19 protein-coding genes are annotated in these 24,325 nt (G+C 74.7%); 5 read left to right on the top strand and 14 right to left on the bottom strand.

All coding sequences use genetic code 11. From position 1 onward, the window contains the following. Nucleotides 1-176: 176 nt before the first annotated feature. From AB0447_RS33870 to AB0447_RS33885, 4 genes are read right to left on the bottom strand one after another with little or no spacing between them, the layout of a single operon-like run. Nucleotides 177-1,115 (bottom strand): DMT family transporter, encoded by a 939-nt coding sequence (locus AB0447_RS33870; RefSeq protein WP_366480759.1) that lies wholly within the window; start codon nucleotides 1,113-1,115, stop codon nucleotides 177-179. A gap of 26 nt (nucleotides 1,116-1,141) precedes the next feature. Further along, nucleotides 1,142-1,597, bottom strand: coding sequence for a GNAT family N-acetyltransferase (locus tag AB0447_RS33875; protein ID WP_366480760.1), 456 nt, complete (start codon nucleotides 1,595-1,597; stop codon nucleotides 1,142-1,144). A 40-nt stretch (nucleotides 1,598-1,637) separates the two neighbouring features. Then, nucleotides 1,638-2,639 carry an NAD-dependent epimerase/dehydratase family protein gene (locus AB0447_RS33880; protein WP_366480761.1) on the bottom strand — a complete coding sequence of 334 codons (1,002 nt, stop codon included), beginning with the start codon at nucleotides 2,637-2,639 and terminating at the stop codon, nucleotides 1,638-1,640. Next, entirely contained in the window at nucleotides 2,636-3,247 is a 612-nt protein-coding gene (locus tag AB0447_RS33885) for a ScbR family autoregulator-binding transcription factor (RefSeq protein ID WP_366480762.1), read from the bottom strand. Before AB0447_RS33885 ends, AB0447_RS33880 begins: the two co-directional genes overlap by 4 nt. Nucleotides 3,248-3,349: 102 nt before the next feature. Between AB0447_RS33885 and AB0447_RS33890 the strand changes: the two genes are divergently transcribed. Continuing rightward, nucleotides 3,350-4,324 (top strand): ScbA/BarX family gamma-butyrolactone biosynthesis protein, encoded by a 975-nt coding sequence (locus AB0447_RS33890; RefSeq protein WP_366480763.1) that lies wholly within the window; start codon nucleotides 3,350-3,352, stop codon nucleotides 4,322-4,324. 6 nt (nucleotides 4,325-4,330) lie between these two features. Here the strand turns inward: AB0447_RS33890 and AB0447_RS33895 are convergent, their stop codons facing one another. After that, nucleotides 4,331-5,089 carry a DUF1838 family protein gene (locus AB0447_RS33895; protein ID WP_366480764.1) on the bottom strand — a complete coding sequence of 253 codons (759 nt, stop codon included), beginning with the start codon at nucleotides 5,087-5,089 and terminating at the stop codon, nucleotides 4,331-4,333. 56 nt (nucleotides 5,090-5,145) lie between these two features. Here AB0447_RS33895 and AB0447_RS33900 point away from each other — a divergent pair, with 56 nt between their 5' ends. After that, complete coding sequence (locus tag AB0447_RS33900) at nucleotides 5,146-6,174, top strand: S66 peptidase family protein (RefSeq protein ID WP_366480765.1); 1,029 nt, start codon at nucleotides 5,146-5,148, stop codon at nucleotides 6,172-6,174. Nucleotides 6,175-6,218: 44 nt separating this feature from the next. Here AB0447_RS33900 and AB0447_RS33905 read toward each other — a convergent pair whose 3' ends face one another. Together AB0447_RS33905 and gdhA are read right to left on the bottom strand one after the other, a co-directional pair. Continuing rightward, complete coding sequence (locus AB0447_RS33905) at nucleotides 6,219-7,574, bottom strand: AMP-binding protein (protein ID WP_366480766.1); 1,356 nt, start codon at nucleotides 7,572-7,574, stop codon at nucleotides 6,219-6,221. Between the two features lie 77 nt (nucleotides 7,575-7,651). Beyond that, the gene (gene gdhA, locus AB0447_RS33910; RefSeq protein WP_366480783.1) at nucleotides 7,652-9,001 is read right to left on the bottom strand and encodes an NADP-specific glutamate dehydrogenase; all 1,350 of its coding nucleotides are present in this window, start codon (nucleotides 8,999-9,001) and stop codon (nucleotides 7,652-7,654) included. Nucleotides 9,002-9,215: 214 nt separating this feature from the next. On the opposite strand from gdhA, the gene AB0447_RS33915 reads away from it, so the two are divergent. Continuing rightward, nucleotides 9,216-9,707 carry an anthrone oxygenase family protein gene (locus tag AB0447_RS33915; RefSeq protein ID WP_366480767.1) on the top strand — a complete coding sequence of 164 codons (492 nt, stop codon included), beginning with the start codon at nucleotides 9,216-9,218 and terminating at the stop codon, nucleotides 9,705-9,707. A gap of 33 nt (nucleotides 9,708-9,740) precedes the next feature. Here the strand turns inward: AB0447_RS33915 and AB0447_RS33920 are convergent, their stop codons facing one another. Then, nucleotides 9,741-10,286, bottom strand: a complete 546-nt coding sequence (locus tag AB0447_RS33920) for a DUF1772 domain-containing protein (protein ID WP_366480768.1) — start codon at nucleotides 10,284-10,286, stop codon at nucleotides 9,741-9,743. A gap of 143 nt (nucleotides 10,287-10,429) precedes the next feature. Then, nucleotides 10,430-11,620 (bottom strand): aminotransferase class V-fold PLP-dependent enzyme, encoded by a 1,191-nt coding sequence (locus AB0447_RS33925; RefSeq protein WP_366480769.1) that lies wholly within the window; start codon nucleotides 11,618-11,620, stop codon nucleotides 10,430-10,432. Nucleotides 11,621-11,981: 361 nt separating this feature from the next. Here AB0447_RS33925 and AB0447_RS33930 point away from each other — a divergent pair, with 361 nt between their 5' ends. Both AB0447_RS33930 and AB0447_RS33935 read left to right on the top strand, forming a co-directional pair. Next, nucleotides 11,982-12,170, top strand: a complete 189-nt coding sequence (locus tag AB0447_RS33930; RefSeq protein ID WP_366480770.1) for a hypothetical protein — start codon at nucleotides 11,982-11,984, stop codon at nucleotides 12,168-12,170. A gap of 95 nt (nucleotides 12,171-12,265) precedes the next feature. Further along, nucleotides 12,266-17,860 (top strand): AMP-binding protein, encoded by a 5,595-nt coding sequence (locus AB0447_RS33935; RefSeq protein ID WP_366480771.1) that lies wholly within the window; start codon nucleotides 12,266-12,268, stop codon nucleotides 17,858-17,860. Between the two features lie 125 nt (nucleotides 17,861-17,985). Here AB0447_RS33935 and AB0447_RS33940 read toward each other — a convergent pair whose 3' ends face one another. The 5 genes from AB0447_RS33940 to AB0447_RS33960 all read right to left on the bottom strand — a co-directional run bounded on the left by AB0447_RS33940 (nucleotide 17,986) and on the right by AB0447_RS33960 (nucleotide 24,270). Beyond that, nucleotides 17,986-18,783: a 4'-phosphopantetheinyl transferase superfamily protein gene (locus AB0447_RS33940; protein ID WP_366480772.1), complete on the bottom strand. Its 798-nt coding sequence runs from the start codon at nucleotides 18,781-18,783 to the stop codon at nucleotides 17,986-17,988. After that, complete coding sequence (locus tag AB0447_RS33945) at nucleotides 18,780-20,393, bottom strand: hypothetical protein (protein ID WP_366480773.1); 1,614 nt, start codon at nucleotides 20,391-20,393, stop codon at nucleotides 18,780-18,782. The genes AB0447_RS33940 and AB0447_RS33945 overlap by 4 nt, the downstream gene beginning before the upstream one ends. A gap of 20 nt (nucleotides 20,394-20,413) precedes the next feature. Further along, a complete protein-coding gene (locus AB0447_RS33950; protein ID WP_366480774.1) occupies nucleotides 20,414-21,379 on the bottom strand; it encodes an SRPBCC family protein in 966 nt (321 codons plus the stop codon). Between the two features lie 261 nt (nucleotides 21,380-21,640). Beyond that, nucleotides 21,641-22,864 (bottom strand): helix-turn-helix transcriptional regulator, encoded by a 1,224-nt coding sequence (locus AB0447_RS33955; protein ID WP_366480775.1) that lies wholly within the window; start codon nucleotides 22,862-22,864, stop codon nucleotides 21,641-21,643. Between the two features lie 374 nt (nucleotides 22,865-23,238). Beyond that, entirely contained in the window at nucleotides 23,239-24,270 is a 1,032-nt protein-coding gene (locus AB0447_RS33960) for an AraC family transcriptional regulator (protein WP_366480776.1), read from the bottom strand. Nucleotides 24,271-24,325 lie beyond the last annotated feature (55 nt).

Consider the following 24,325-nt stretch of genomic DNA (forward strand, 5'->3'; position numbering starts at 1 on the left):
GGGCGGGTGACCGGGTGGGTTGGCCGGGTGGGTTGGGCGGGTGACCGGGTGGGTTGGCCGGGTGGGTTGGGCGGGTGACCGGGTGGGTTGGCCGGGGCGGGCGGGTGGCCGGAGCGGGGCCGGGTTGGGCGGGTGGTCGGAGCGGGGGTGGTGTGGTGGGGTGCCAGGGTGGCGGGTCAGGGGGTGTGCTGGGTGGGTGTTGGGTTGGTGGGGTGCGGGTGGGGCGGCGGGGTGTTGCGGCGGCGGGAGACGGCTACGCCGGCCAGGCAGATGGCGCCGCCGAGCAGGGTGAGCGCGCCGGGGACCTCGCCGAGGGTGGCCCAGGCGATGAGGACCACCGCGGCGGGCACCGCGTAGGTGGTCGCGCCCATCTTCCCGGCGGTGGTCCGCGACAGCGCGTACGTCCAGGTCGTGAAGGCGAGGGCGGTGGGGAACAGGCCCAGGTAGAGCATGTTCAGAGTGGCCGTCAGGGGTGCCTCCGGCAGCTCGGTGAGCAGCTGTCCGGCGAAGGGCAGGGTGACGGCGGTGCCGACGAAGCAGCCGTAGGTGGTGACCTGGAGGGGGCTGGCGTACCGGAGTGCGGGCTTCTGTGAGACCACGCCGGCGCCGTAGGCGAGGGCGGCGAGCAGGCACAGCAGTACGCCGGTGACGGAGGAGGCTCCGCCCTTCGACGTGGACAGGCCGACCACGGCCGCACCGGCGAAGGAGACGCCCATCCCGGCGAGCAGGGCGGGCGGGAACCCCTCCTTCAGCAGCCAGCCGCTCAGCAGGGCGATCACGATCGGGCCGATGTTCACGATCATGGCGGCGGTGCCGGCGTCCACCTCCTGCTCGCCCCAGTTCAGGGCCACCATGTACAGCCCGAACCACAGCATCCCGGAGGCCAGGATGCCCGGCCAGGCCTTGCGGGGTGGCAGCGGAACCCGCTTGATCAGGAGGACGGAGCCGAGGGCGAGGGAGGCGGTCAGCAGGCGTCCGAGGGCGAGTGCGCCGGGGCCGAAGTGCTCCGCCGAGGCCCGGATGGAGACGAATGCGGAGGCCCACAGCGCGACGGTGACGGACGCTGCTATCAGGGCGCGGTGATCGGTTCTGGGGACGCCAGCCGTGTGATCCATGCCGTGAACGTACCTGCCCGGACTGACTAGACGGCCCGGCTGAGGGTGTACCAGGGCACGGTGTCCCCCTCTTCGAGGAAGTACCGCTCGGTCTCGACGAAGCCGTGGGCGGCGGCGAAGCGCAGCCCCTCCGGGTTGGAGCCGAGGACGACGGTCTCGACGGTGGTGGCGCCCAGCTCGCGGGCCTTGGCCAGGTTGTGCTCGTACAGCTTCGTGCCGAGGCCCCGGCCGCGGTGGTCGGGGAGGATGCGGGCGATCACGGTGGCGGTCGCGGGGTCTTCGGCGGGCGGGCGGACCGTGGAGCAGCCCACCAGGGTGTCGCCGAGGTAGGCGACCTCCAGGTGGTTGCGGCCGGACCGTTCGCGGACGTCCTCGAGGGACAGCGGGTCCGCGGGGATGATCAGGTTGTGGACGTACTGCCAGTCCAGCAGGGTGTGCTCGGTTCCGGCGTGGACCTTTTCGATGTGGAGATCGTTCGTCATCGGAGCAGGGGAACTTGCTGGTCCGCGCCGTGTCAACCGATCACCGAAGGTGTTGTCGGTACCAGGGGGCGGCGGTGGCCAGCCGGGCCAGTGGGCCCGGGCCCGGGGGGCAGTCGGCGATGCGCCAGATGTCCTCGCTGCGGTACCAGTGGTCCCGGGCCAGCAGCGCGAACTGGCGCTCGCTCATCCGGCCCGGGTTCTCCCGCAGCCGCCGCAGGCACTCCTCCCACGGCCAGTCCTCCCCCGGCACGGGTGGCAGCACGCCCAGCGCGGTGAGCTCCGCCAGCAGTGCGCCGGAGGGCACCGGTTCCGGGTGGGCGGCGTGGTGGACCCCGGATTCGGCGGCCTGGGGCCGTAGGGCCAGGGCGGTGATCAGCCGGGCGAGGTCGGACACGTCGACGACGGACAGCAGTCCGGTCCCGCCGTCCCAGCCGCCCGGTACCCGCTCCCGCAGTTCGGCCAGTGCGGGCACCACCCAGCGGTCGCCGGCGCCCAGGATCAGGCCGGCCCGCAGCACCACGGCGCCGGCGTCCAGGGCGGGCTGCTCCCCGGCCAGCCGGGACCGGCTGGCCGGGGAGACCGGTGCGGGCACCGTTCCGTCGACCTCGATCCCACGGTGGGGTCCGGGCCCGTAGACGGCCGTGGTGGAGAGGTGGACGATCCGCCCGACCCCCGCCCGCCGTGCTTCGTCCATGAGCGCCCGGGTGCCGTGCACGTTGACCGCGGCGCACTGGTCCTCGTCCCCGTCGATGCGGGCGGCGAGGTGGACCAGGGCGTCGGCGCCTTCGGCGACGCCGTGCAGGGAGGCGGGGTCGGTGAGGTCCGCGGTGGTCCATTCGAGGTTCGCGGTCGCCGTTTCGGCCTTGTCCGGCTGCGGTGGTTTGCGGGCCAGGGCGCGGATGATCACGGGGCGGACGGTCCGTTCGGCGGACGCGGACGGTTCGGCGGACGGTCCGGAGTGGCGCAGGGTGTTCAGTACTGCCGAGCCGACGAACCCCGTCGCCCCGGTGAGCAGGACCGTGTACCCGCCTGACCGCTTCACCGCGACCCCAGCTCGGCGCGGGCCTCGGGGGTGGCGATGCCCGGCAGCAGGTAGCGCCACATCACCGCGATGCGTTCGGGGAGGTCCGCGTGGCCGGCGGAGATCCGGGACATGACCTGGGTTCCGGTGTACGCGCCGACCAGCACCCGGGCGAACTCCTCCTCGTCGACGTCGGGCAGCAGCTGGCCCCGCTCCCGTGCGACGGTGAGCTCCTGGCGGAACCGGTCGATCCACCATTCGTAGATGGTGAACTCCTGCAGGCCCGACTCGCCCTGCTCGACGGCGAGTTTCACCCCGGCCCGCAGCAGCACGTTGTGCTGCATCTCGACCGCCAGGTACTGGGTCATGTCCACCAGGTGCCCGAGGCCGCCCTGCCCGGCCGGGAAGTGCAGGTCGCCCGCCTGCTCCAGGATGACCGCGCGGGCCAGTCCCTCCTTCGACTTGAAGTGGAAGTACACCGCCCCCGCGGTGACACCCGCCCGCTCGAGGATCTTGTTGATGCTCGCCCCGGAGAAGCCGTGTTCGTCGAACACCTCCGCTGCGGCCCGCAACAGTGCCTGGCGGGTGCGCAGGGCCCGTTCCTGCTTGAGTCGTGGCAGTGCTGCCATGGAGGCGTGACCCCTGTCTCGCTCGACAAATAAAAAGAATGACCTTTATTTTAAGTCGGAAGTGCCCCACCGCACCAGCTTTCGATCAGGGGGAAGTTCCGCATGCCCACACCCACGTCCATACCCGGGTCCACATCCGCCGGCGCACAGGCCGCGCCCGTGCCGGCCAGGTACACCCACAAGACGGACGCGGCCGAAGCCCTGCTCCGCACCTGGCGGCGGATCGGCCCCGACACGTTCGCGGTGACGGCGAGTTGGCCCGGATCGCACGGTTTCTACCGCACCCTGGACGGCCTGCACGATCCGCTGCTGCTGGGCGAAACCGTCCGGCAGACCCTGCCGTTCCTCTCACACGCCGCGTACGGGGTGCCGTTCGGTCACCACCTGCTCTGGCAGACCTTCGCCTGGGAGCTGTCCCCGCGGTCGCTGCACTGCACGGAACCGGGTGCCGGAGCCGAGGTGGAGCTGCGCATCTTCTGCCACGAGGTCCAGTACCGCAAGGACCGTGCCGCCGCGATCGCCATGGAGGTGGAGGCGGTCCGCGACGGGGCGCTGCTGGGCACCGCCCGGACCCGGTTCACCATCCAGGACCCGGCCGTCTACCGGCGGCTGCGCGGCCCGTACGCCGATGTGGCCGCCGCCACCGCGGGTGCCCTGCCGCTGGCCCCGCCGGCCCCGCCGTGCCGGGTGGGCCGGGAGAGCTTCGCGGACGTGGTGCTCTCCCCCACCGACAGCTCGACCCGCTGGCAGCTGCGCACCGACACCGCGCACCCGATCCTCTTCGACCACCCGGTGGACCACGCCCCCGGGATGCTGCTGCTCGAAGCGGTCCGGCAGGCCGCGCTGGCGATGAGCCACCCCCGTCCGGCGATACCGGTGGCCATGGATTCGGTCTTCGTCCGGTACGCCGAACTCGACGCGCCCTGTGTGCTGGAGGCCGCCCCGCTGCCCGACGACGTACGCGGCCGGGCCCGGCTGCGGGTGTCCGCGGAGCAGCACGGCAGCCTGATCTTCGTCTCCGAGGTCACCCTGGAGGACGCTCCGGGCGCCGGGCCGCGGCCGGTGCGGGGCGCCTGAGGAGCGTCAGGAGCCGGCGAGCCTGCGGAAGTAGGTCCAGCTGGTCTCGTTCGGTTCGCTCCAGGCCGCCGGGGCATGGGCGAACTCCGGGTGGTGGGCCGCCACGAAGGCCCGGGTGCGGTCGGGGACGTCCGCGTACGAGGGGAGTTTGCGGCCCCGGCAGTGGAAGGTGAGTCCGCCGGGGCGCGCACCCTGCTCCATCCAGGGCAGCCACGGGGACATCCGGGTCCAGGACATGGTGGCGGGGACGCCGGGCTCGTCGGTGGTGAGGACGTCGGCCGGGGCGAAGAACTGGAAGAGTTCCAGGGCCCGGTAGGTGTCGTCCGCCGAGTTCGCCGGGAACTCGGCGACGGGCAGCGGCGAGGGGTGGGCGAGCGGGATCTCCAGGCTGAAGCAAACCTGGTCGCCGAGGTCGGTGGTGGGGATGGGGAAGGGCCGGAGCCTCAGGTTGGCCGGGTCGTTCCAGACGTGGAGGACCTTCTTGTCCTGCCAGGTCTGCAGGATCTCCCGGCTGTCGGGGTCGAGGTAGAAGGCGGCCTCCCGGGAGAGCAGGCGATAGCCGTCCGCTCCTTCCGCTCCGCCCTCCCCGCCCTTTCCGTCCGCGACCAGGCGGGAGACGTTGATGCCCTCGAATCCGAAGAGCCGCCGGTAGGGCTCGGCCGGGGCCCAGGACCAGACGTCCCCGGTCCAGTGGTAGGTGACCTCGCTGCCGTCGAGCGAAGCGCGGGTGCGGGCGAAGGCCCGGAGCAGCTCGGTGGGTGTCATGGGCCCACTCTGCTAATTCCGGGGCGGGTTCGGCAAGATGTGCCAGGCTGGGCTGCATGAGCGTTCGATTTCCGCGTCCTTTGCGTCCCGGTGACCGCGTCGGCGTCACCTCCCCGTCCAGTGGCGTCCCGGAGGCGCTGGGCGCCCGGATCGGCGTCGCCGTGAAGACCGTGGAGGCCCGCGGTTACGAGGTGGAGCTCGGCCGGTGCATGGACGGCGGCGGGCACGTTAGCGCGCCGGCCGCCGACCGGGCCGCGGAGTTGATGCGGATGCTGACCGATCCGTCGATCCGGGCCGTGGTGCCGCCGTGGGGCGGTGAGACCGCGATCGACCTGCTGCCGCTGCTGGACTGGGAGCGGCTGCGGGCCGCCGAGCCGACCTGGCTGGTCGGGTTCTCGGACATGTCGACGCTGATGACCCCGCTGACCGTGCTCACCGGGTGGGCGACGCTGCACGGCAACAACCTGATGGACACTCCGTACCGGGTGCCGGAAGGGCTGTTGTCCTGGCTGGACGTGGTGGCGCTGGAGCCGGGCAGCCGGTTCGCGCAGCTGCCGCCGGGCCGGCACCGGTCCTCGGGCTGGGACGACTACGCGGCTTTCCCCGAGGTGGACGAGCTCCGTCTGGACGGGGCCGGCGGGTGGCGGCGGCTGGACGGGGACGGTCCGGTGGACGTCGAGGGGCGGTTCCTCGGCGGCTGCACCGAGACCGTGTGCAATGTGGCGGGCTCCCGGTACGGGGACCTCACCGCCTTCGCCCGGGAGCACGCCCCGGAGGGGCTGATCGTGTACGTGGAGGCCTGCGAGGACGGCGCCCTCGAGATCTGCCGGAAGCTGCACGGGATGCGGCTGTCCGGGTTCTTCGACGCGGCCAACGCCGTTCTGGTGGGCCGTACGTCGGCGCCGGGCGCCGCGTCGATGTCCCAGGACGAGGCGGTGCTCGATGCGCTGGGGTCGCTGGGTGTGCCGCTGATCGCGGACGTGGAGTGCGGGCACGTCCCGCCGTACCTGCCGATCGTGAACGGGGCGCTGGGCCGGGTCGTGCACACGGCGGGGCGCAGCGAGCTGGTGCAGACCCTGTCCTGAGGGCCGCGCCGGAGGTCCTGCCGGATGCCCGGGGTGAGTGGTGGTCAGTCTGCTTCCGGGCTGAGCAGCAGCTTCTTCTGCGGCTTGCCCATGGCGTTGCGGGGCAGCGAGTCCAGGAAGCGGACCTCGCGGGGGCGTTTGTGGACGGAGAGGCGGGTGGCGACGAACTCGGTGAGTTCCTCGCCGGTGACCCCCTCGGCGACGACGAACGCGACGATGCGCTGGCCGAGGTCGGCGTCGGGGACGCCGACGACGGCGGCCTCCTGGACCCGGGGGTGGTCCAGGAGGGCGTTCTCGATCTCGCCGGCGCCGATCCGGTAGCCGCCGGACTTGATCAGGTCGATGGAGGCGCGGCCGACGATGCGGTGCACCCCGTCGGCCGGGTCGATGGCCGCGATGTCACCCGTACGGAACCAGCCGTCGGCGGTGTAGGCGGCGGCGGTGGCGTCCGGGTTGTTCAGGTAGCCGGCGAACAGGGTGGGGCCGGTGAGCTGGAGTTCGCCGATGTCGGAGCCGGGTTCGGCGGCGATGCGGGTGCGGATGCCGGGGAGCGGGGTGCCGACGGTGCCGGGTCGGGGGGCGGTGCCGGCGCGGCCGCTGACCGTGATCAGGGTCTCGGTCATGCCGTAGCGCTCCACGGGGCGGTGGCCGGTGAGCCGTTCGAGGTCGTGGGAGACGGGGGTGGGGAGCGGGGCGCTGCCGGAGACGAGGAGGCGGGCGCCGGTGAGGGCGGCGGCGGCCGCCGGGTCGCGGGCGATCCGGGTCCAGACGGTCGGCACGCCGAAGTAGAGGGTGCCGCCGCCGCGGGCCGCTTCGGCGTACGTCTGGGGGGTGGGGCGGCCGGTGTGGACGAGGCGGCTGCCGGTGCGGAGCGCGCCGAGGACGCCGAGGACCAGTCCGTGGACGTGGAACAGCGGCAGCCCGTGCACCAGGGTGTCGGCGGCGGTCCAGTCCCAGGCCCCGGCGAGGGCGTCCAGGTCGGCGGCGAGGGCGGCGGCGGTCAGCACGACGCCCTTGGGGGGCCCGGTGGTGCCGGAGGTGTAGAGGATCAGCGCCGGGTCCGAGGGGGCGGGGGCCGGGCCGGCCGGTGACCGGTCGGAGCGCCGGGTGAAGTCCACGGTGAACTCGTGGGCGCCGGAGTCGCGGAGGATGTGCTCCCGTTCGGCGGGGCCGGCGTCGGGCGGCAGGGGGACCACCGGCACGCCGGCGAGCAGCCCGCCGACGACGGCGGCGACGGTCTCCAGCGAGGCCGTCGCGGTCACCGCGACGGCCGGTGAGCCGGCGACTTCGGCGGCCACGGCCCGGGCGGCGCCGAGCAGTTCCTCGTACGAGCAGGTCCGGCCGGCGACGCCGACGGCGTCCGCGCGGTCGCCGAACGTCCCCTCGAGGGCGGTGAGCACGTCGGCAACTCCTCTGGTAGGCGGGGGTCGGCTGTCCACGGGTGCCGCCCGTGGCAGGGCGGCACCCGTGGCAGGGGCTAGATGACTCCTTGGGCGAGCATCGCGTCGGCGACGCGTTCGAAGCCGGCGATGTTGGCTCCGGTGACGTAGTCGCCGGGTGCCCCGTACCGTTCGGCCGTCTCGTACGACACGGCGTGGATCGACCGCATGATCGCGGTCAGTTCCTCCTCGACGCGCTCCGGGGCCCAGGCGGTGCGGGACGCGTTCTGGCTCATCTCCAGGGCGCTGACGGCGACGCCTCCGGCGTTCGCCGCCTTGCCCGGGCCGAAGGCGACTCCGGCTTCCTGGAGGAGGCGGACCGCCTCGGGGGTGGTGGGCATGTTGGCGCCCTCCGATACGGCCCGGACCCCGTTGCGGATGAGCGTACGGGCGTCGTCCGCGCCGAGTTCGTTCTGCGTGGCGGAGGGAAAGGCGACGTCCGCCGGGACCTCCCAGACGCGGCCGCCCTCGACGTAGCGGGCGGAGGTGCCGCGGCGGGCCGCGTACTCGGAGATGCGGCCGCGCTCCACCTCCTTGATCTGCCTCAGCAGGGCGAGGTCGATGCCCTTGTCGTCGACCACGTAGCCCTGCGAGTCGGAGGCGGTGAGCGGGTTGGCGCCCAGCTGCTGGAGCTTCTCGATGGTGTGGAGGGCGACGTTGCCGGAGCCGGAGACGACGGCGGTCTGCCCGTCGAGTGCGGTGCCGCGTACGTCGAGCATCTCGGCGGCGAACAGCACGCTGCCGTAGCCGGTGGCCTCCGGGCGGATCGCGGAGCCGCCCCAGCCGCGCCCCTTGCCGGTGAGGACCCCGGCCTCCCAGCGGTTGGTGATGCGCCGGTACTGGCCGAAGAGGTAGCCGATCTCGCGGCCGCCGACGCCGATGTCGCCGGCCGGGACGTCGGTGTGCTCTCCGATGTGCCGGTGGAGTTCGGTCATGAAGGACTGGCAGAAGCGCATGACCTCGGCGTCCGAGCGGCCGCGCGGGTCGAAGTCGCTGCCGCCCTTGCCGCCGCCGATGCCGAGGCCGGTGAGGGCGTTCTTGAAGATCTGCTCGAAGCCGAGGAACTTCACCACACCGATGTCCACGGACGGGTGAAAGCGCAGGCCTCCCTTGTACGGGCCGAGGGCGCTGTTGAACTCCACGCGGTAGCCGCGGTTGACGTGGACGCGGCCTCGGTCGTCCTGCCAGGGCACCCGGAAGATGATCTGCCGCTCGGGTTCGACGAGGCGTTCCAGCAGTCCGGGCTCGGCGAGTTCGGGGCGGGCGGCGAAGACGGGGGCCAGGGTGTCGAGGACCTCCCGTACCGCCTGATGGAACTCCGGCTGGGCCGGGTTGCGGCGCTCGGTGTCGGCGCGCAGCGCGTCGAGCCTGTCGGTCGCCTCGTGCACGGCCTGCGGGTCCTTCACGGTCTGATCCTCCCGAGCGGTTGCCTGTGGTGCCGGTCCAGCCGGAGGGTACCGTGCGGCGCGGCCCCGTCCGGGGGGCTCCGGGCCCGCTCGGGAGGGCCGAGCGGAGGAGTTGTCGGCGCATCGCGGGCGACAGGTCGTACCACCGCACCTATGATCGACGGACTTGACGGGACCACGATCAGGGGGAACCTCCGTGGACACGGCACGACTGGTGTCGCTCATCGCCGCGGTCATCACCACGGGTTGGATGAGCGGCCTCTTCTACGGGTTCTCCGTCTCCGTGATGCCCGGTCTCAAGCGGTCCGGCGACCGGACCGTGATCGAGACGATGCAGCGCATCAACGTGGCGATCCTCAACGGCTGGTTCCTGCTCGGCTACCTGGGAGCGCTGCTGTTCACCGGGCTGGCGCTGGGACTGCACGTCCCGTCCGAGGGCCGGGACCTGCTGCCGCCGCTGATCGGGGCGTTCGTCACCTACGCCCTGGCGATGGCGGTCACCGCCCGGGTGAACATCCCGCTGAACAACGCCCTGGAGCAGGCCGGCCCGCCGGACCGCCTGGACGACGCGTCCGCCGCAGCGGTCCGGCAGGCCTTCGAAGGCCGCTGGGTGCGTGCCAACGCGTGGCGCGCGGTGCTGTGCACGGCGGCGCTGGGCTTCCTGGCCTGGGCGCTGATCCTGCGTTAGGGCGCTGTCCGGCCGCGTTGTCCAGCGCGCGGTTCAGCGTGCGGTCGCGCGGCCGAACAGGAGGAGGGCGCGGGCCAGGCAGGCCAGGGCCGCCGTGCAGAGCAGGGTGCGGATGATGTTCGTGGTGACCCAGGTCGATTCGAAGCGGTCGACGAGGGAGAAGTCCGTCATCCGGTCGGCGTTCCCGGCGTCGGCGAGGTCGTTGTTCAGCGGGATGTTCACCGTGAAGGTGATCAGCAGCACGACCAGGTAGGCCACGGCCGCGGCGGCCGCCCAGAGGGCGACCGTGCGGCGGCCGGCCCGGAATTCGACGGCGGCCGCGGCGGCCGAGGCCAGCAGGGCCAGCACGAAGGCGCTGCCGAACAGGCCGTTGCCGTCGATCGCCGCGTTGAACCGCTGCATCGCGGTCACGTACGTACGGTCGTCCGTCTCGGCCAGCCCCGGCATCACCGAGACGTCGAAGGCGAAGAACAGGCCTGCCATCAGGCCCATGAGCACCGTCGAGAGCAGGAGCAGGACGGTGCTGGGCCGGGTGGCTCTGTGGTGTGCGGCGGTCTCGGTGATCGGCTGTGTCCCCATCGGGGGATGGTGGCATGCGGCGGGGTCGCGGGTGGGCGGGATCCGGTGGAAGTTCGGGCGAATCTTCAGGGCCGGTCCTCGGGGCCGGTCCTCGGGACCGGTCCTCGGGACCGGTCTTCGGGGCCGGTCTTCGGGACCGCTCTTCAGGGCCGGTGGGGCACCAGGGACAGGTGGGGTCGGCGGCCCGGGGCCGGGGCGGCCGGGTGGGGGCCGCCGGAGGCCGCGGCCGCGAGCAGCGGGCGGGGCCGGAGGCGGATCCGGGTCTCCTCGCGCAGTACCTGCTGCAGCGCGTGCCCGAAGCGGGCGATGTCCTCCGGGGTGTTGTCGTGGTGGACCGAGGCGGTGACGGCGGTGGTGAGGTCCCGGCCGGCCGGGTGCAGGGGCGTCTCCTGGGACACCGACTTGCGGACGAGGACACCGTGCCGGGCCAGCCCGCGGCGGATCAGCCCGGCGGGGACGTCCGGGTGGTGGAAGGAGAGGATGCCGGCCCGTGCCGGGCCCGCGGCGACCAGTTCGATGCCGGGGGTCTGTTCGGCCGCGCTGCGCAGATCGGGCAGCAGGCTGTCGTACGGGTCGACGCCCGCGGCGGTGTGCTCGGCGAGCGCGGCGTCGAGGGCGGCAATGGCCGCCGGGTGCGGTTCGGGTGCGCCCGGCGCGGGTTCCAGGCCGGGGGCGGCGTAGCCGAAGCCGATGCCGTCCGGGCCGCGGAGGAACCGCCAGCCGTCGGCGGTGAGCAGGTCGCAGCCGATGCGGGCGGCGTCGACGGGCAGCAGGCCGACCGAGTGAGAGGCGTCGACCGCGTACCGGGCCCGGTGGGGGGCGAGGAGCCGGCCGACGGCTTCGACCGGGTTGACGGTGCCGCAGGCCGCGGAGACGTGCACCAGGGAGACCAGGGCGACGTCCTCGTCGAGGTGGTTCCGCATCCAGTCCAGGTCCAGGTCGCCGTCCTCGCGCAGCGGGACGACCTCCAGGGTGCAGCGGGTGCGGTCGCGCAGCGCGAAGAGGGCGGTGAGGTGGTCGACGCCCTCGTGGGGGGTGGTCCAGATGCGGTCCCCGGGGCCGAGGGGCAGGCCGGAGACGAAGGCGTCGAAGGCGTCGGCCCCACCGGTGAACAGGGAGACGCCGGCGGCCGGGACGCCGAGCAGCCCGCCCAGGCGGTCGTAGATCCCGGTGTGCAGGACCTCGCCGAGGTGTTCCTCCAGCGCGTAGGCCCCGAAGCGGTCGTCGTGGACGGTGCAGTCGGCGAGCAGGCTCCGCACGGCTTCGGGCATCCGGCCCATGCCGGCGGTGTCCAGGTGGGCCGTTCCTTCCCGGTGGGACGTGTGCGCGTTCATTTCAGGGGCCTCCCCTCGTAGTTGGGGCAGCACGCTGTACCAGATATTGCCAACGCGCTTGGCAATACATTGCCAAGCGATGTGCCAGGTTGGCAATGCACGCTCCACCCGGACTCGAGTTCAGGGGAATGGCCCACGGCCCCGGAAAGGGGTCTTGGCAACTCTTGGCAAGAAAGTACGGGGGTCTTGTGGTGCTTATGTTTTCGCAGGTCAGAGCTGGCGTGAGGAGTATTCGTCGGGTGCCTTCACGGGGTCTTCGAGTCGTTCTCGATCGGATGACGAGCAAATTCCGAGCGGGCGTTGCCAATCTCTTGGCAGAGGAATTGCCAAGCCGGATCACACAGTTGCCACGGAGGTCACCATGAAGAACATCGCCCGCATCGTCGCCACCGCCGCCCTCGTCGGTGCCGCCGTCCTCACCGCCGGCGGCGTCGCCTCCGCCGACGACGCCCCGCAGATCGGCTGGCCGGTCGCCCCGCCCACCGCCCCCGCCGTCCCGGGCGCCGACCCGGCCGTCGCGGACTCCACCAACGACATCGGCTGGCCGTAACCCGCCCCGGGCGCCCGAGCCCCGCACCCACCAGCCCCGCAGCCCGAGCCCCGCACCCCGAGCCCCGAGCCCGCACTCCGAAGGAGCGAGTCCAGATGTCACTCTCAGGCCTCATCGAGCAGCACGCACTCGCGCGGCCCGAGGCGACCGCCGTCACCTACCCGGCCCCGGCGGCCGGCGGCGGCAACCTCTCGCTCAGTTACGGGGAGTTGAACCGGGCGGCCCATCGGCTCGCAGCCCGCCTCACGGCGCAGGGCGTCGCCCCCGGAGACCGGGTGGTGACCGCACTGCCGACCGGTCCCGACCTGGTGACCGCCCTCCTCGCGATCCTGCGGACCGGAGCGGCGTACGTCACCCTGGACCCGGCCCACCCCGCCGATCGACGCCGGCTGATCCTGCGGGACAGCTCCGCCCGCGCCGTCGTCACCGCGGAGGACCTGGCCGCGGACTACACGGACCTCGGCGCCACCGTCATCACCGTCGATGCCGACGCCGAAGCCGATACCTACGCCGACGCCACCGACCTGACCACCGCCGCCGGCTGCCCCGCGTACGGGGCGGAGGAAGCGGCGTACGTCCACTACTCCTTCGACGAATCCGGCTCCCCCATCGGTGCGGTGGTCCCGCACCGTGCCCTGCTCGCCCTCGTCCGGTCCGCGGGCCCCGCCCGGCTGACCTCCGACGATGTGGTGGCCCAGGCGGCCGGCCCGGCCTCCGACGCGCTCGCCTTCGAGGTGTGGTCCTCCCTCGCCGTGGGCGCGCGGCTGGCCGGCCTGCCCCTGGAAACCGTCACCGACCCGGCCAGTCTCGAACGGGCGGTCGCCGAGCAGGGCATGACGGTGCTGTTCCTGCCGACCACCCGGTTCCACCGGACCGCCCGCGAACGCCCCGCGGCCTTCGCCCCGCTGCGCACCCTGATGTTCGGCGGCGAGCCCTGCGACCCGGCCCTGGTGCGGGAGGTCTTCCGGGCCGGCCCGCCGAGCCGGCTGCTCCAGGTGTACGGGCGGCCCGAGACGGCCGGCCCCGCCCTCTGGCAGGAGGTACGGGAACCCGCCGAGGACGCGCGTACCGTTCCCGTCGGGCGGCCGCTCGGCGACACCTTCGCCGTGGTCGTCGGCGCCGACGGCACGCCGGCCGGCCCGGACGGCACCGGGGAACTGCTGCTGGGCGGGCCGGTCCTGGCCACCGGCCACCTCGGCCGGCCGGCGGCGGCCGCGCAGCGCTTCGTCGAGGACCGCTTCACCGGCAGCGGCGGACCGCTGCTGCGCACCGGAGACCTCGTACGGCTGCGCGAGGACGGCGAGCTCGAGCTCACCGGTCGGCTGGACCGCCGGATCCGGCTGTCCGGCGCCGACGTCGACCTCGGCGAGATCGAGTCCGCCCTGGCCGGGCACCCCGCCGTGGCCGAAGCGGCCGTCACCGCGGACGGAAGCCGGCTGGTCGCCCATGTGGTGCCCGCCGCCCGGGTCACCGTCACCGCGGACCCGACCGGCCCCTCCGACCCGACCGGCCTCTCCGACTCGGCCGGCCCCTCCGACTCGGCCGACTCGGCCTGCCGGACCGCCGAGCGGATCGGTGCGTGGAAGGAGATCCACGACACCCTCTACGACGACGCGGCCGCCATCCCGCTCGGCCACAACTTCGCCGGCTGGACCAGCAGTTACGACGGGCAGCCGATCCCCCTGGACCGGCTGCGGGACTGGCGCTCCGCCACGGTGCGGCGGGTCCGCGAGCTGGGGCAGCGCCGCATCCTGGAGATCGGCGCCGGTACCGGCCTGCTGCTGGCCCCGCTGGCCGCCGCCCCGGAATGCGAGGAGTACTGGGCCACCGACTTCTCCGCCTCCGTCATCGACGCGCTGCACGAGCAGACCCGGAAAGACCCCGCGCTGCGCGACACGGTGCGGCTGAGCTGCCGGGAGGCCCACGACACGGCAGGGCTGCCCGCCCGGCACTTCGACACCGTGATCATCAACTCGGTGGTGCAGTACTTCCCCGGCCCGGCCTACCTGCGGACCGTCGTGGAACGCGCCTTGGAGCTGCTCGCGCCGGGCGGATCCATCCTGCTGGGCGACCTTCGCCACCTGGGCCTGGCCCGCTGCCTGCGCACCGGCATCGAACTGGCCCGGACCGGGCCGGACCCGGAGGCGGCCGAGGTACGCGGGGCCGTGGCACGGCGGGCGGCCGCGGAGACCGAACTGCTCACCGCCCCGGAGCTGTTCACGGCACTGGCCCGGGAGCTGCCGGCGATCCGCTCGGTCGACGTGCGGATCAAGCGCGGCAGCGGCGACGACGAGCTGACCCGCTACCGCTACGACGTGGTCCTCGGCACCGCCGAGCCGGCCGCCGACCTGGCCCGGGCGCCCCGGCTGGACTGGGGCCGGGACCTGGCCGGCCTGCCCGGGCTGGCGGCCCGTCTGCGGGAGGAGCGCCCGGCCCTGCTGCGGGTCGCCGGGATCCCCAACGGCCGCGTGTACGGGGAGTACGCCGCGATGCTCGCCCTCGACGGCGGCGGTCAGGGCGGCGCGGCAACGCCGGCCGAGGACCCGGAGGAGCTGTGCGCGGCCGCCGAGGCCGCCGGCTACCGGGCCCTGCCGACCTGGTCGGCCGCCGGCCACGAGGCCTTCGACCTGGTCCTGGTCGACCCGGACCGGGTCCCGGCCGGCCCGCTGACCTCCGTGTACGAGCCGGCGTACCAAGCGGCAGGAGCCGCCGCCGGGGACCTGGCCAACGACCCCGCGGCCTTCGAGGAGACCGTCGGTCTGGACGTGCTCCTCCGCCGCCACCTGCGGGAGCGGCTGCCGGACCACCCGGTCCCGGCCGCGCTGACGGTGCTGGACGCGCTGCCGCTGGACTCCGGCGGCCGGATCGACCGTACGGCCCTGACCAAGCCCGCCACCGAGCCTGTCGCCAGGCCTGCCGCCGAGCCCGCGGCCGGGACCGCCACCGAGCCCGCGGCCGGGATCGTGGCCGGGATCGTGGCCGGCCGGGCCGGTGCGCAGCCGGGCACCCCGGTCCAGGAGATCGTCCGCGATCTGTTCGCCGAGGTGCTCGGGCTGCCGCGGCGCGCGGTCGACGCGGACGCCGACTTCTTCGGCCTCGGCGGCCACGCGCTGTCCGCGGCCCGGCTGCTGGCCCGGGTCCGGGAGACGCTGGGCGCCGACCCGGGCAGCCGCGCCGTGTACGAGGCCCCGACCCCGGCGCTGTTCGCGGCGCTCCTCGGGGACGGCCCGGCCGCCGCGACCGGGCCCGGCCGGGCCACCGGCCAGAGCGCGGTGCTGCCGCTGCGGCTGCGCGGACCGCTCCAGACGCGGGCGCTGGAGGCGGCGTTGGAGGATCTGGGACGGCGCCACGAGGCGCTGCGCAACAGCCGGCTGGGCGCGGCCGGCACCCGGCTGCGCGGCCTGGCCGCCGACGACCACCTGCTCGAACTCACCCTGCCCGGCGACACGGTCGACCTCTGGTCGCACGCGCCGCTCGCCGCCGACCTGGCCCTGGCCTACGGTGCGCGGGTGGCCGGCAGCGCGCCGGTCTGGGCGGGCGGTGTGCCGCAGGGTGCGCCGCGGGCGATGTGGGGGGACCTGGAGCCCACCCCGGCTCCCGGCGCCGAGCCGGCCTCCGCGCCCGGCTCCTCCGGCCCGTTCGGAACGTACGACGGACGCGCAGGATTCGGGGCGTACGACGGGTACGACGGGTACGGGGCGTTCGGTTCGGCCGGCTACGAGGCCGACTCCTTCGGGAGCCTCGACCTCGACCTGGACGCCGGTCTGCACACGGCTCTGTCCCGGCTGGCCGCCGAACACGGCGCCACCCTCTTCATGGTGGTGCACGCCGCCCTCGCCGCGCTGCTCACCCGCCTGGGTTCGGGCCCCGGCATCACCTTGGCCGCCCCGGTGCCGGCCCGGGACGACGCGGCGCTGCGCGGCGCGGTCGGAGCGTACGGGCGGGTTCTCGCCCTGTCCGTGGACACCTCCGGCGACCCGGTGTTCGCCGAGCTGCTGCGGCGGGTCCGGGAGGCGGACCTCGCGGCCTACCGGAACGGGGACGCGGCCCTGGCCCTGCCCGGCGGCATCGCGCTGAGCGTGCTGCAGGAGGCGGACCGGGTGTTCGAGGCGGCCGGGCTGAGCGTGCGGGCGGAAACCCCGCAACTGCCGCAGCCGATGGCCTCGCTGGCTTTGACCCTGACCGAGCGGCACAGCGCCTCCGGTGCTCCGGCGGGCATCTCGGTCGGTGCCGCGTTCCAGTACGAGGGCATCGGCGAGGCGGCCGCCGCCTCGCTCACCGGCCAGCTGCTCTCCGTCCTCGAAGCGGCCGCCGAGGCCCCGCACCTGGCGCTCAGCCGGCTGCGGCTGCTGCCCGGCGAGGCCGAGGTCTGCACGGCGGAGACCGGCAGCAGCCTGTGGAGCGGCGAGCCGGTGGTCCTGCCGCCGGCCCGGAGCGCGGCCGGAATGTTCGCCGCGCAGGTGGCCCGTACACCGGATGCGCCGGCCCTCGGCGGCATGGACTACGCGGAACTGGACGCCCGTTCCGACCTGCTGGCCCATGTCCTGATCGGGCACCGGGCCGGGCCGGGCTCGGCGGTGGCCACCGCCATCGCCTCGCCGACCGGGTTCGCGGTGGCCGCGCTGGCCATTGCCAAGGCGGGTGCGGCCTGCCTGCCGGTGGATCCGGCGGCCGGCCTGTCCGGCGCCGCGCGGCCGGCCGTACTGCTGCTGGACGAGGCCGCCGACCGGCTGCTGGGGCCGGTGCCCGGGGTGGTCCGGCTGGTCCGGGACGCGGCCGCCGATCTGCTGCCGGCGGGCAGCAGTTGGCCGGTACGGCCGGCCGACCGGACGCGGCCGCTGGACCCGGCCGGTCCGGTGGTGCTGGCCACCGCCGGACCGGCGGGCTCCCCCGGGAGCAGCCCCCGCGCGAGCGTCGCGACGGTGGCGATCGGCGGGGAGCCGCTCGCCGCGGCGAGCCTGGGCGGGGCGGCGGACGCGGCCTGGCTGGTGCACGGCTATCCGGACGCGGAGGCCGCGCTGGGGCTGCTGGGTGCGCTGGTCTCCGGCGGCCGGGTGCACCTGCCGGAGCCCTCCCTGGCGTACGGCCGCCCGCACGAGGTGCTGGGCTGGCTGCGGGAGCGGGGGGCTTCGGTGGTGCTGGGGCACGCGGACGAGGTGCTGGTCGCGCTGGCCCGGGCCCGGCACGTGCCGCTGACGGTGAGCGTGGGCCGGCCGGAGGGGCGGCTGCTGGTCGAGCAGACGCCCGACGGCCGGACCCGGCCGGTGCCCGGCTACCGGGCGCTGGTCCTGGACGCGGCGATGCGGCCGGTGGCCGCCGGGGCGGTGGGTGCGCTGTACATCGCGGGGGTGGGGGTGGCCCAGGGGTATCCGGGGCTGCCGGCCGCGACCGGGGAGCGGTTCCTGCCGGATCCGCTCGCCGGGCCGCGGGGCACCGCCCGGATGTGGCGGACCGGGCATGCCGCGCGGGTGACGGAGGACGGCAGCCTGCACGTGCTGGAGGACCCGTGGGCCGACGACCCGTTCGCCGACGAGTTCGGGACGTTCGTGGTGGTGGCGGACGGGACGGGGCACCGGGCGCTGTGGCCGGCCGGGGTGCCGGTGCCGGGCGGCTGGCAGCAGACGCACGCGGAGGACGTGTACGAGCTGTGCCTCGACCACATCGACGAGCAGCTGAACGACCACCTGTGAGCGGGCGCCGGTCCGCCGCCGGATCCGCCGCCCGGTCCGCCGCCGGTCCGCTGCAAGTCTGGTGCCGGATCCGCCGATCCGCCGATCCGCCCGGGGGGCGGGCCGGCGGATCGGCGGCGGGTGGGTCAGCGGAGCCGGCGGTGGGCCTCGCTGACCAGGTAGCGGTCCTCCACCACGTGGGTCGCGAAGCTCCAGCCCTCCTGGGCGGCGAGCTCCGGGTCCATGTCCGGTCCGGGGGCGAGGACGTTCCGTCCGGTGCCGTCGCAGGCGAATCCGAAAGCGGAGAAGCGGCGCCGCAGCCCGTGTCCCAGTGCCTTGGTGTAGGCCTCCTTCAGGGTCCACAGCCGCAGCATCTTCGCCCCGCGTTCGGGCTCGGGCAGGGCGGCCAGGTAGGCCGCCTCGGCATCGGTGCACACGTGCTCGTGGAGCAGGTCGAAGGAGATCCGGCGGTCGGCGGTTTCGGCGTCCACGCCGATCGGGCCGGTCCGGCTGACCCCGACCACGACCAGGTCGTCGGTGTGCGTCAGGCTGATGTCCGCATCCCCGGTCAGTCCGCGCAGGACGGGCCTGCCGCCCGGCTGGTAGCCCAGGTCGAGGGTGCCGACGGGTACGCCGAGCGCGGTGGCGGCGGTGTGCTTCATGACGAAGCGGGAGACGGCGAACCGCAGCCGGCCGGCCGCCCCGGAGGTCTGGCGGTAGCGCGGCCAGTCGTGCCCGAGCAGCGGGCGCAGCCCGGGGTCGAGCAGGGCCGCGGTGAGCCACTCCCCCCAGGTCGTGCAGACCACCACCCGGCCGGTGTCGTCGAGCCGTTCGGCGACCTCGTCCCAGGGGCCGTCGGGGCCGTGGACGTGCAGCGGGGCGTTTTCGAGCACCCCGGCGGCCTCGGCCGTGCCGCCCGGTGCGCCGGGCCGGTGCCCGCTCACCACAGCACCCTGGTGGCGTACACGTCGCAGTCGACGCCGTACCGGTCCCGGGTGTCCAGCTCGTCCCACATCCGGTCGCGGGCCTCGACGGCTGCGGGGCCGCCCGGGCCGTCCGGGGCGATGCCGAGCCGTTCGGTGACCCGGGAGGCCGCGAGGAGGGCCCAGTGCGGTGCGGCGAGGAACTCGCCCCGCCCGTCGCGGGCGGCGTCCCGCGGGTCTCGGCCGGGGTCCCGGCCGTCGCGGGCGGCGTCCCGCGGGTCTCGGCCGGGGTCCCGGCCGTCGTGGGCGGCGCCCTGCACGCCGAGGACGGCGGCGGCCAGCAGCACCAGGGCCTGCCGGTCGGCCAGCGCCCGTACGGCCGGGTCGGCGGGGTCGGCGGGTCCGGTCTGCCGGGCCTTCCGGGCCAGCGCCCGCTGTTCGCTCAGCAGCCGGGCGGTGACCCGGGTGAGCGCGGGGGTGACCGGTTCCCCGCCGCCGACGTCCGCGGCGGCGGCGATGCGGGTGAGGCGGTCGTGGGCGGCGGTGAGGGCGGACACCAGCGTGTCGTCGCTGCCCGGTTCGGGCGGCAGGCTGCGGGCGGGCATGGCGGAGTCCAGCCGGAACAGCGCGGAGCCGGCCGCGGCCGGCGGGCCCGCCGGGTCCCGCCGCTGTCCGAAGGCGGCGGCCAGTGCGGGCAGTTCGCGTACCAGGTCCGCTTGGCGGGCCGCCACGTCCGTGCGGTCCGCCCCGGCGGCCGGCAGCCCGGCGCGGACTCCGGCGAGCAGCCGCCGTTCCGCGGTGGCCGCGGGGAGCCCGCATTCGTCCAGTACCAGGCCGACTTCGTCGAGTACGTCGGCCAGTACGACGGGAACGGCGTAGCCGGCGGCCGCGCGGACCGCGGGTCCGCCGCCCTCGGGCAGCGCGGTGGCGCGCAGGCCGACCGTCACCAGGGTGTCGCAGGCCAGCAGGTCGGCGAAGGCCACGGCGAGGGGCGCCCGCCAGCGGCGCATGCCCGTGTCCTCGGCGACGATCCTTACGGTGCCGCGCAGGACGGTGCCCGCGGCGGCGATCAGGGCGGCCGGGCCGAGCAGGGTGGCCAGCTGCCGGGCGGAGCCCGGTTCGGCGGCGGCGTGCAGTTCGCGCAGGACGTGGCCGTGCCCGAACACCACATCGCGGCGGAACAGCGGGCGCAGTACCCGCACCAGCTGGTCGCCGGTGCTGAAGTTGCCGCCCGCCGCCACCGGAACCACCTCGGCGCGCACGGCCGCCAGCACCTCGGCGAGCACCTCGGCCGGCACCTCCGCCTCCACCGCCCCGCCGCCGGCCGCAGGCCCGGAGGCCGGGACGGGCGCGGGGGCGGGTGCCGGGGCGGGTGCCGGCTTACCGGCTCGGCGTGCCGCCGCCAGGGCCTGGAAGCCGTACGGGTTGGCCTCATCGCGGGGATCCGCCAGCAGCGCCTCCAGGTGCACGGAGCGCAGCGCCGCGTCCGCCCTCGGTGCGACGGCCGCGTACGGATCCGCGAGCACGGTCAGCCGCGGCCGCGGCGGGGCGGGAGGGGCCGCCGGGGCGGTCGCCGCGGACGCTGTGGAGCGGTCTTGGTCTTCGAGCGGACCGGTCCGGGTCAGGGCCATCCACGGCCTCCTTCTCGTCCTCATCGCAGACGGCGCACAGCGCTCTGCGCATGCCACTTGGCCAGCCTCAGCACCTCGGTACCGGCGCGCCCCAGGCTCATCCGCACCTGCCGGCGGGCCTCGGCGAGGCCGGCGCCCGCACCCGGCAGTTCCGCCGCGTCCGCCTCGCGGAGCATCACCCGCTGGGCGCAGACGACCCGCACCCCGCCGTCCTCCGGCAGCAGGGACCATTCGCCGCTGTGTGCGGCGATCGGTCCCGGCGTACGGAGCTCCTTGAAGACGATCCGCTCGGCCGCCGGGAAGCACAGCCGGGCCGTCCGCGAGGTGACGGTGGCCCCGCCCGGGCCGGTGCTGCTGTCCACCACGGCCAGCTGCACCCCGGGCAGGTCCTCGGTCACCTCGGCCCACTCCACGTGCGGGACCCGCTCCGGCCAGTCCTCGATGCGGTGCAGGAAGTCGTAGACCAGCTCGGCGGGGCCGGGCACCAGCACGCTGTCCTCGAAGGACAGCAGCAGTTCGTCCAGCCGCTCCCACTGCTCGGCGGTCTCCCGGACCTGGGCGAGCAGGAGCTCGGTCTCCCGGGCGCGGTCCGCGCGGAACCGCGGGCTGCGGTCGGCCGGCAGGCCGTCGAGGCGGTGTTCCTGGCGCAGCGTCAGCAAGGACTCCGTCGCGCTCTCGGCCACCACCGTCCAGATGCCGGTCGTGGGGGCGCCGGGGCGGACCGCGTCCTCCTGCTCGAAGGCGATCGTCCGGGCCCGCGGGTCCAGGGTCCGGCGGGCGTGGCCGGCGCGGATCCGCTCGCCGTCCGGCAGGTCCCAGACCCGCAGCCGTTCGCGCACCCCGTCGAAGTCCATCCGCTCCACGTGGAGATGGGCGGGGAGCAGCAGCGGCCAGCGCACGGCGTCGGCCAGCAGTCCGTAGACCACTCCGGCGGGGGCGGCCACCGATGCCGTCCGCTCGCTCGCGTACACGCGCTGCGACGACATGAGCTGCCCCTCCCCTGGTGCCGGTGGCGCGGGTGCACGTCTCTCGGTCGGGTGCACGTCTGCGGGTACGCTCCAGGCTGCCCGCGGGCACTTGAGCGCAGCTCAACCCGCGGCGGGGGCGGTTCGATCCCCCGCGGGCGGGAGCGGTTCGCCCGACCCGCGGTGGGGGATCGGTTCGCCCGGCCCGCGGCGGCGGGGGCAGCTCGCTCAGCTCGCGGCGGGAGCGGTACGCCCGACCCGCAGCGGCGGTGGGCAGCCCGCTCAGCTCGCCGCGGGGGCGGCTCCGGTCCGGGTGAGGGCGTCCGCGAGCACCCGCCAGATCTCGGCGGCGAGGTCGATGTTCGCGTCGTCCTGGGCCTGCTGGGCCAGGGTGCGCAGGCCCTGGATGCCGGAGGGGTCGCCGCCGAGGATCAACAGCTGGTGGCGGAGGATCTCCAGGCGCACCTGGTCGCGGTACGTCATCCGGGGCTGGTCGGCGGCGAGTTCGCCGAGGAGGGCGCGCGCGTCCTCGTAGCGGGCGGTGGCGAAGGCCAGGTCCGCCTTGAGGGCGGTCAGGTCCTGGCGCAGGGCCGGTGTGCCGACGAACGCGAGGGCGGCTTCGGCCTCGGCGGCGCGGCGTTGCGCCTGCTCCGGGTCGGCGGGCAGCTTCTGCAGGTGCAGCCGGGCGGCGGCGAGCCGCAGCCGGAGCCACAGCACCAGGTCCTCCTGGCTGCCGAACCGGTCCAGGGCGGCTTCGAGGCAGGACTGCGCCCCAGGGAAGTCGCCCTGGCGCATGCGGACGGCGGCGGAGGTCCACATGGCCTCCGCCCACAGCGCGTCGGTCCGCCCCTCGACCAGGGCGGTCAGCTCGTCGGCGTACTGCCGGGCGTCCACGATCCGTCCCGCCTCGGCCTGTACGGAGACCAGCGCGAGCAGCGCGGCGGCCCGGTCCTCCACGCCCAGCCGCTCCCGCAGGGCCAGCTGGTGGGCGTCGACGGCGGCGTCCAGGGCGGGGGTTATCTCGCCGAGCGAGCGCAGGCAGCGGGCCAGCCGGGTCAGCCCGCGGACCCTCAGCTCGCTGACCCCGACCTCGTCGCCGAGCTCCACGAGCCGGGTGAGCCGCTCCCGTTCGGTGGCGTGGTCGCCTTGGACCCGGTCGGCCTGAGCGAGCAGCCAGAGCGCCTGCCAGCGCAGTACCGCGCTCTCGTGGCCTTCGGCGGCCAGCGCCTGGCGGAGCGCCTCGACGGCGTCGGGGGCGCCGGTGGACGCGGCGAGGGTGAGGGCGTGGGCGAGGGAGCCGGTCGCCGGTTCCTCGAAGTCGGCGGGATCCAGGCCGAGCCGGCCGGCCAGGTAGCCGACGGCCCGGTCGGTGGGCTGGCGTGCCCCGGACTCCAGGCGGGAGAGGTATCCGGTGGACATTCCGTCGCCGGCGAGCGCGGTCTGGGACAGGCCCCGGGCCATGCGTAATTTTCTCAGGCGGTGTCCGAACGCGGGCTGTCGCAGCATGAGCATCCCTGAGGTCGTGCGGCAAGAAAGCGGCAGGAAAGCGGCAAGAATTCTGTCGGGAACCGGCTTCGAGCGTAGGGCTCGCGGCAAGAGCCGGGCAAACCTTTGCCACGCCGGGGACGTCACCTTTGTGCGGTTCTCGCACGGACCCGGGGCCGCCGTCCGGCGCTCGTCATGCGTTCGTCATGCAACCGTCCGGTACTCGTCCGGTACTCGTCCGGCGGCCGTCTTCCCGTTCTTGAGCGTTTCTCCAGCCGGTCGAGCCACACTCTCCAGCGCCTGCTCTTTTCGTATCCAATGCCCGGGAGTCGACGATGCCCGACGACGACATCGGCTGGCCCAAGAGGTGATACGGACAATCCCTATCCGACAGCTCACGGCCCGGTCGGCAAGACCACCGTGCGCGGGGCCGGGTCCGGGACGGCGGCGGGGGCCGCTGCGGAATCCGCGGACGCCGCGGACCCTGCGGCCGTACCCGCGCGGAATTCCTGGGGACTTACGCCGCGGACCCGTTTGAACGCCGCCGACAGGGCGAAGGCGCTGCTGTAGCCGACGCGGCGGGCCACCTTGGCCACCGTGGCGTCCGGCTCGCGCAGCAGGTCCGCGGCGAGCGCCAGCCGCCAGCCCGTCAGGTACGCCATCGGCGGCTCGCCCACCAGCTCGCCGAACCGGCGGGCCAGGGAGGCCCGCGACACCCCGGCCTTGCGGGCGAGTTCGGCGACGCTCCAGCCGTACGCCGGGTTCTCGTGCAGCATGCGCAGGGCCGTGCCGATCACCGGGTCGCTCTGTGCCCGGTACCAGGCGGGCGCTCCCGAGCCGGGTGCGGCGAGCCAGCCGCGCAGTACGCCGATCAGCAGCAGGTCCAGCAGCCGGTCCAGGACGATCTCCTGGCCCGGCTCGTCCCTGCCGGTCTCCTCGGCGAGGAGCCGGACGAGGGTGTGGTCGGCGCCGCCGGACGGCCGGACCAGCAGCGCCGGCAGTGCGCCCAGCAGCCGGCGCCCGACCTCGCTGGGCGCCTGGTAGGTGCCGCTGAGCATGACCGTGGAGCTGTCGTCACGGAACTCCTCGCCCCAGGTGCGGACGCCCAGCGCCATGGAGTCGGTGACGTCCTCGCCCGCCCCGGTGCTGCACCGCTGCTCCGGGCCGACCGTGATCTGCACGGGCGTGTCCGGGGCGTCCGCGACGGTGTACGGATCGGGGCCGCGTACGACTGCCACGTCGCCGGGGCGGATCCGCACGGGTTCGCCGTGGTCGGGGACCACCCACGCGTCGCCGTGCACCATCGTCACGATGGACAGCGGGGCGCGGTCCTCGACCCTCAGCGACCACGGCGGGTTGAAGACGGACTTCAGGAGGAAGGCGCCGCGTGCCTTCGGCCCCTCCAGCAGACCGGTCAGCGCGTCCATGCGTCGTCCTCCCTCGTTCCTCTTCCCGGAGCGGCCGGGCCGGGCCGGAGCAGCT

Source organism: Streptomyces sp. NPDC051211, from assembly GCF_040689505.1.
Taxonomy (GTDB): domain Bacteria; phylum Actinomycetota; class Actinomycetes; order Streptomycetales; family Streptomycetaceae; genus Streptomyces.